Source organism: Leptospira fletcheri, from assembly GCF_004769195.1.
In the GTDB taxonomy this organism is placed as follows: Bacteria; Spirochaetota; Leptospiria; order Leptospirales; family Leptospiraceae; genus Leptospira_B; species Leptospira_B fletcheri.
This window is the reverse complement of sequence record NZ_RQET01000004.1, coordinates 1393032-1400601: the sequence shown is the minus strand read 5'-3', so window position 1 is coordinate 1400601 and position 7570 is coordinate 1393032. Positions and strand designations below refer to the sequence as shown.

Here is a 7570-nt window from a genome sequence, read left to right as displayed (position 1 = left end):
TGGAACTCTTAATCCCCGATCTCAATCTCAGCTTTTTTATTTCTCATTCGCAGTTATATTGTTGTTAAGGAACTTTCTCTTTTCCCGAAAATCGTAGATTCCAAGAGGCAAATTGCCCGTTTTTACCTGACGTTTCAGTTACATCGCAATATGATTGCGACCGAGAAGACCAAAATACAAAATCCGCCCGCGGGGTCAAACTCTTTTTATAGAAATTTTACCAAAACCCAGGAGACAGGGAAAATCGATATGTGACATAATTTTACAATCTCTGCAAGAAGGCTTCACAATGCGGTTTAAAATATAGCATTATATTATGATAATATAAAGTTCAGCATAATGAGAAAGTGGCAAGCGAACACGAATTTGCAGAAGCTTAGATCATAGGCTGGAAGAGAAGAATCGATTGTGTTCGTGGGAGAATTTACCGGCCCCACCCAGGTGGAAGCGAGGCGGCGGGCCGATTCTCGCCCGCCCCTTATCACAAAAACATCCTTTCCACTACTTCTTTTTTTGCCTCTCTCTTGCAGGACCTCCTACAAGAATTTGCACAAAAAACGTTCTTGTCGAAATGAGAAAATTCTGATAAGGGATCGGGGGTACCACCGCACCGGCCCCCTCCCAGAGCCGGGCGGGGCCCCTAAAAATTCCTTGTGGAAGGACCCAAAACGGACATTGTGACCAAAACCCTTCGATGAAACTCAGTCGCTCTCTTAATCTTTACGATTCGATCTCGCTGATGTTCAGCTCAATGGTGGGCCCCGGAGTATTCATTACGACGGGTTACATCCTGAGCCAGACTCCGAACCCGAATTTGGTGCTTCTTTGCTGGATCTTAGGGGGTTTACTAGCCGTAGCAGGCGCGATGAGCTATGCGAAATCCGCGAGCATTTTTCCGTTTGCGGGAGGGGATTACGTTTATCTAAAAGAGGCATACTCCCCGATCGTGGCATTTTCCAGCGGATGGTTGGCTCTTTCCGTAAATTTCTCCGCATCCATATCCTTGTCCGCCATAGCATTTTCCAAAACTCTCTTCTCTCTTCTCGATCCAAGCTGGGACGTATATTTTTTCGAGGCGAAATTCCTCGGAATCACGTTCTCAATCGGTAGCGCCCAACTTTTGGGAATGTCCGCGATTCTATTTTTTACGATCGTCAATTTCTTCGGAATCGCCATCGCATCGCGGATCCAGAACCTCTTCACTACTCTAAAAATCTTAGGCCTCGCCCTTTTTGTGATTCTGGGATTCACATTCGGAAATTATAATCTAGATCATTTCACGTCGTTTCCCTTACTCCCCAAGGAGCCGAAGGAATGGGGTTTTCTGTTGGCGGGCGTAATTCCGGTGACATTCTCTTATCTAGGATGGAACATGATCACCTACGTCGCCGAAGAGGTAAAAAAACCTGAAAAAAACATCTATAAAGCCGTATTGATCTCCTGCACATTGGTAACTCTGCTTTACGTGCTGATTAATTTTTTGTATTTAAGTTCCGCTCCGAGCTCAGTACTTACCGGAGATGAAAAGATAGGAGTGACCGCCGCAGGATTTCTGTTCGGAAAAGAAGTCACTTATTTGGTTACGGCTTTTATCTGCTGGGTCTTTATGGGTGGAATCTCGGCATATATCATCGGAGGCTCCAGGATCTATTTCGCAATGGCAAGGGACGGTTACTTCTTTCCAAGTATGTCCAAACTCCATCCGAAATACGAAAGTCCATACATGTCTTTAGCTTTCCAATGCGGATATGCCTGTCTCTTCTCCTTAGTGAAAGAAATCGAATCCCTTCTATATCTGATCACTTGCTCCACCTTGCTTTTAGCTACGATCACGGCTTATACTCCGATCATATTCGAAAAACGGAATTTTATCACTACGTTCAAAATTCCGGGTTACCCATATTCCACTTATCTTTATATAGCTTCGAATATCGTGATTATCGCCGTGCTCGTTTGGAGTAAACCCGCGGAAGCGCTTTGGGGGATTGGATTCACGCTCCTTTCCGTTCCCATGTATTTTTATTTCAAATCCGCAAAGAGAATTTCCGCAAGTCCGCTTCCTCCTCCCGTTTTCGATCCGTTACCCGCAGATCGGCAAATTTCCTCTCTCCTCCCGGAAAATGAACCGGTTCCTCTCGCAGGTGGAGAAAGGAGATAATCTCCTTGCTCGGAGCGAAATCAAGACTTCGCATCCACGCATACATAGGAATCCTATCCGTACTTTTATTAACGGCGAAAGCCCTACTCTCCGTTGCGTCCGAATTAGGATTCGGAGAGGCGCTTCCGCTTTCGATAGGAAGACTCGGCGCGATCTTCGGAGTTCTTGCGTTTTTATCCGGCGGAGGTTTGGGAAAATTTCTTTCCGACCAAAGATCGAGGACGGCCGAATTGCATATGATTCTTATGTTGGCCGGATTAACTCTGCAAGTCCCTTCGTTGGCTGAGGAGCTTCCTCACCCGCTCGCCGTTTTTGCCTCTTGGATCGGTTTGGCCTCGATGGGTATCGGATGGATTTACGGTAGAAAAATCTTCGATCGAACTAAGATTCGTTTTCCTTGGGAATCCGGGGAACAATGATCCGACTTAGTGCGAATACTTCAAAAGACACCGGTGAAAATTCGATACGTACCTGCGTATTTCCTCGGGTTCCCATCGATTTGAGTCGTAATTAATATTCAAGGTTAAGCGATCCCGGAACGTAGTCGCAGTGATGAATAAAGTCTGATTCAAAGAAGGATGGACCGTAAAGGAAATTTCCTTCAAATCCAAACCGTTAACTTCGATTGGAGGAAGAACTCCTAGATTGCTTAGCACGCTCGCCTGCGGGATCCTTGACATCAGGCTCGCGAAAATGCGCAACCCGTCCTCCCTCTGTAAAAATTGTTCGGGCGGAGGAAGAAGTTCGTAAAATGCCCTACCCTCCCTACGATTCAATCGATCCACCAGATCTTCCTTGATCCGTTTTGCCAAGGACCAAAAGGGAGTCCCTATCTTCAGCTGCGTCGTCAAAAGGGTGATATATAAACCCAATGCGGAATCCGGGACGGATCTACTCAGATACGGACGAAGATCGGCGGGAGTCGAAAGATTCAAAATTCCTGAAGTATCGGAAGAAAAAAAATCGTAAAAGGAAAAGATTTGCGCGGCGCCTAAGATACCATGGAGAGAAATCCCCTTCTCTTTTCCTTTAGCGACTAACGCACCGATCTCTTCCGAATCCAACTGGAAGTCCAAGATCTTCGGTTCCGGTTCTCCGAGCCTGCGGGAAAAACGCGGTAAATGCAAAGGTTTTTCCTCCAACATCCTCTCTTTGGCCCTCCCTTCGGCGGAATAGAGGTCCATCAACGAAGGATGGGGATCCTGGGAAAAAATTCGGTCCTTCTCCTCGGATACGGCAGAGTGTAAAACCTCCGACAGAAATCGACATCCCGAACGTCCGTCTGAAATGCTATGATGAAACACAAGAGCGAAGACCCAATTCCGTTTTTCGTCCGACTCGTAAAAGACTGCGCGAATCAAAGGAGCTTCTCCTGATCGGAATCCGCGCATCGATTCCTTAGCTAAGCGTGCTTTCCAATCCAAAGAAATGGACTGCACCGAAAGAGGGATCTTAGATTCCGGAACGGAAACAAAATATAGATGGGGATCGTCCCCGTATTTCCTCTCGATACCGACCCGCGCAAGCGGATGCCTAGCCTGTACGAAATCCAATCCGGAGCGGATGCTTTCTGGATTCAAATCTCCGACTCCTAGGACCATACACACGAAGTTCGTGGAAGATACATGGTCGTACAACCAGAAGTTCGCCTCCGCATGATCCAAGGAACGCACGAAACCGTTATGCGATTTTTCTAGATCCGAAACGCTCTGCATGGAGGAATTTTCCTTTTTTGGAAAATTTAGGCAGGTTCCAAAAATCCGACCGGATCTTTTTCGTACCTGTTCCCGTGAAGCATACTTTCAAAATCGTTAAATCGAATGCCGTATCTTTTCAAAACGGGCTTAAGATAAGGGGCGACCATTTGTCTCAGATAAAACGGCTGACTTACCACGAAATGATGAATTCCGTGGGTGGCGCCGAAATTAAAACAAAATAGATGCAAAGGAAAGACCCACCAAGAATCCAAAACTTGTGTCTGCTGGTACAAGCCTTTTACGTCCCCGTAATAATGCATATTCGAAGATACGATCTGAATGGAGGTCTGTCGCAACCAACACGGAATCAGATAAACCACTGCGGCAGTATTCAAGAAGGAATGAAGACTTTGGGCCCAACCGCTCTCTTTTACCGGATTTCCCAAAAGCCAATTTACTCCGGAAAAGAAACCCCATATCAAAAAAGAATACCAAAGCAGAAGAAAGATCGAACGGAACGGTCCTTTGATCGGCGATGCCTTAATCTTCTTCAGATAATGGATCGCGTCCTTACGGATCCGAGGGCCTTGCAATACCACGGCCATGATCGGGTCGACCATGACTAAGAATCTTCTCCAACCGAAAGGCATACCGTTGCTGATAAAACGCTCCTCTATATCCTCTCTATTTCCGGAGAGTTTGTGATGGAGAAGATGGATTTCCTTCCTGAACCATGGATTGACCGTATTCGCCCGAAAAAGCCAAACCACCCAGAACAGGAAATTCTGCATCTTAGGATTTTCCTTAAAATACAAACTATGAATGAGATCGTGCTCCATCTCGTGCAGAAAGGAAGCGAGAATTCCGTTACCTACGATACAGGCCCAAAATGGAATCAAACCCGCGATATATAACCCTCCCAATAGGATCATACCGAAGGCGGATCCGATCGTGATTCCGAATCCGATCTCGTTTTGGTATTTTAGAAAACCCAATTTTCGCCGGACTCGGGAATCCGTCCTACGGATCCACTTTATGATCCTCTTCGCTTTTTCCTTATCGTTAAATCCGTCGACTGGACGATTCTTTTGTAACGCCGCTACCGCCATGCGAGTCTCCTTTCATTTCGCTCATAATTACTATGGCACGAAAAAGAGCGCCCGTCGTTCCATTCTATAAACCGACACCGAAAATCCGGTTCCGATTGATAATCCGGTTCTCTAGGTGGTTTCCTTTTCCCGAAATTCGGACGGAGGAAGTCCGATTTCTTTTAAAAAAGCCCGATGGAAGGAAGTTTTGCTTCGGAAACCTACCTCGTATCCGATGTCCAAAATCGATCGATTTTTATCTTTCTTGAGGAGTTCGCAGGCTTCCCGGATTCTGTATTCGTTTACGAACGCGGAAAAATTCTTGCCCATTTCCTGGTTGATCAACTCGGAAAGTTGGTGGGAAGAAAGTGCCATCTCCTCCGCGAGAGCTGCTAAGCTCAATTCCTCGTCTCGGTACAACCGATCTACTTCCATCGCAACTCTAAGATTTTCCCTCAAGGTTTCCAGATCCATTCCTTGCAAGAGAGAACGGGAGTATTTCCGGATCGTATCCCGCGCCACTTGTTGCAAATTCTGAAAGTACGCCGGATATTTCCGGCCGATCAGATAGGAAATGCAAAGGCTTAAGGTCATCATGTCCGCGCTCACCAACAGGAACAAAGGATTCTTTCCCAAAAGATACAAAGCTCCGACGGTATGGTTAGCGATTGTAGCGAGGAGGATGTATAACAGCACCCGAGTCGTCCATTCCTCCCTAAGAACGGCAACTTTAAAAAGGATCCGAATTCCTTTCAGAAGTCCTAATATATATCCGGCCAAAACCGCGAACGGGGCATAAAAAACCAGATCTAAACTCGTCGATTGGAAAACAAAACTCTCGAACCCGTGCACCAAAGATTCTGAATCCGAAAAGCAGACTGCGACGTATAAAACCCAAAACAAAGCGGGAAGGAAAAAATGCTTTTTATCCAAACCGAAAAAGGATTCTTCCACTTCGGAATCCCGTATGATCCTATGGATTCCGTAAAGTACCGGACCTATGGATCCGAGAGCGGGAATATGCAGTAAAACGAATCTAGGAGAGACACGATAAAAACCCGAGACCATCGCAAGTCCCGAGCCTACCAGAATTCCTAAAAACAGAAACAACAGGGACAGCAGACGATTTAACGCGGACTTGCGTTCCAAAACGCATTGACCCACGCAAAGTAGAAAACCCAAATACGTTCCGAATACCGCAAAAGAGACCAGCGCCCAGGAAACATACTCGCTTCCGAATCGCGGAATGGAAAGGGACAGCAAGGACTGCATGCAGGGTGTTATCCAACGATACTGGAAGTTGTCAACCATCCTAAATCTGGAAACCGGAGGAAAAAGCCGTCCATCGCCCGGAAAAAAAACGTCGATCCGAACAACATTCGGAAGGAGGAATTCTTGTTGAAGGAAACGGATCCCTCTCGACTCTGGACCCGATTCGAGAGGGCATTCATGAATTTTCAATTAACAAAGAATGAACAAGAGTTCATTGAATCGTTTCGAACGTTTTGCAAAAAGGAAATTGCTCCGTTTGCGGAACAGGCGGATAGAAATAAGGAAATCCCACGCTCTCACTTCGAAAAACTGGCTCAGGCAGGCTACCTCGGCCTTTTGCACGAGGAGGAATACGGAGGGCAAGGTGCTGGAATTTTTTTGAGCACTCTGGCAATGGAAGTCGTTTCGGAATATTGCGGTAGTACGTTTTTCAGCGTGGGTGCTTCTGCAGGTTTATTCGGACTTCCTCTAAAACATTTCGGAACAACGGATCAGAAAAGAAAGTACCTTCCGGACATCATCTCAGGGAAAAAGATAGGATCCTTAGGAATCACGGAACCGGATTCCGGTTCGGATGTTTCGGCGGTCTCCTCACGAGCAAGACGGACTTCGAAAGGGAAGTACCTGCTTTCCGGACAAAAGACGTACATTACGAACGCTCCGGTCGCGGACTATTGTCTCGTTCTAGCGAGAGTTCAAGACGAGATCGGACAAGAAAAAGGTCTCACACATTTTATCGTGGACCTACATTCTAAAGGGGTAACTCGCTCCGCCTCTATGGACAAGATGGGTTTGAGAGGTTCCCCTACGGGCGCTTTGTTTCTAGAGGAGGTGGAAGTTACCGAAGAGGACATCCTGGGAAAATTAGGCAAAGGTTTCCGACAAACCATGCAGACTTTTAATGCGGAAAGACTGTCCTTGTCCTCCTACTCGTTAGGAGTCATGAAGGCCTGCCTGGAAGAGTCCAAGAATTTTTCCTCCACAAGAAAAAGTTTCGGAAAAAGCATCTTCCAACACCAGGGAGTCGCGTTTCTGTTGGCGGAAATGTACGCGAAACTGGAAGCCTCCAAATGGTTCACTTACAGCGTCGCTTGGGAAATGGAAGAAAGCGACTCTCAAGGGAAAGGAAATATGAATTTATCCGGAAGATGCGCCGCCTGCAAATTGTTCGCCACGACCTCGGCGAGAGAGGTAACGAACCTTGCGGTGCAGATCCACGGGGGAGCCGGATTCATGGACGAATACAAAGTTTCCAGACTGTATAGGGACGTGAGATTGGGGGAAATCGGCGGCGGCACCAGCGAGATCCAAAAATTGATCATATCCAATAGTATTATGAAAGAATAATATAATCT

The 7570-nt window shown here is 46.6% G+C and carries 6 protein-coding genes; 3 read left to right on the top strand and 3 right to left on the bottom strand.

Annotated features, from left to right (window positions below; all coding sequences use genetic code 11):
• The first annotated feature begins 694 nt into the window (after nt 1–694).
• Nucleotides 695–2158 carry an APC family permease gene (locus EHO60_RS09870; RefSeq protein WP_135767928.1) on the top strand — a complete coding sequence of 488 codons (1464 nt, stop codon included), beginning with the start codon at nt 695–697 and terminating at the stop codon, nt 2156–2158.
• A 5-nt stretch (nt 2159–2163) separates the two neighbouring features.
• A complete protein-coding gene (locus EHO60_RS09865; RefSeq protein ID WP_246028227.1) occupies nt 2164–2577 on the top strand; it encodes a hypothetical protein in 414 nt (137 codons plus the stop codon).
• Nucleotides 2578–2583: 6 nt separating this feature from the next.
• On the opposite strand, the gene EHO60_RS09860 is transcribed toward EHO60_RS09865, so the two are convergent.
• The 3 genes from EHO60_RS09860 to EHO60_RS09850 form a co-directional block, all read right to left on the bottom strand.
• Nucleotides 2584–3873, bottom strand: coding sequence for a phthiocerol/phthiodiolone dimycocerosyl transferase family protein (locus tag EHO60_RS09860; protein ID WP_135767925.1), 1290 nt, complete (start codon nt 3871–3873; stop codon nt 2584–2586).
• Between the two features lie 26 nt (nt 3874–3899).
• On the bottom strand, nt 3900–4964 hold the full coding sequence (locus EHO60_RS09855; protein ID WP_135767923.1) for a fatty acid desaturase: 1065 nt from the start codon (nt 4962–4964) through the stop codon (nt 3900–3902).
• Nucleotides 4965–5075: 111 nt separating this feature from the next.
• Nucleotides 5076–6215, bottom strand: coding sequence for a helix-turn-helix domain-containing protein (locus EHO60_RS09850; RefSeq protein WP_135767921.1), 1140 nt, complete (start codon nt 6213–6215; stop codon nt 5076–5078).
• A gap of 177 nt (nt 6216–6392) precedes the next feature.
• Between EHO60_RS09850 and EHO60_RS09845 the strand changes: the two genes are divergently transcribed.
• Nucleotides 6393–7562, top strand: coding sequence for an acyl-CoA dehydrogenase family protein (locus tag EHO60_RS09845; RefSeq protein WP_135767920.1), 1170 nt, complete (start codon nt 6393–6395; stop codon nt 7560–7562).
• The last annotated feature ends 8 nt before the right edge of the window (nt 7563–7570 follow it).

Bases quoted from the DNA above. Each gene is read 5' to 3' on its own strand.
- EHO60_RS09870 (WP_135767928.1), top strand. From the start codon at position 695: ATGAAACTCAGTCGCTCTCTTAATCTTTACGATTCGATCTCGCTGATG.
- EHO60_RS09860 (WP_135767925.1), bottom strand. From the start codon at position 3,873: ATGCAGAGCGTTTCGGATCTAGAAAAATCGCATAACGGTTTCGTGCGT.
- EHO60_RS09855 (WP_135767923.1), bottom strand. From the start codon at position 4,964: ATGGCGGTAGCGGCGTTACAAAAGAATCGTCCAGTCGACGGATTTAAC.
- EHO60_RS09850 (WP_135767921.1), bottom strand. From the start codon at position 6,215: ATGCAGTCCTTGCTGTCCCTTTCCATTCCGCGATTCGGAAGCGAGTAT.
- EHO60_RS09845 (WP_135767920.1), top strand. From the start codon at position 6,393: ATGAATTTTCAATTAACAAAGAATGAACAAGAGTTCATTGAATCGTTT.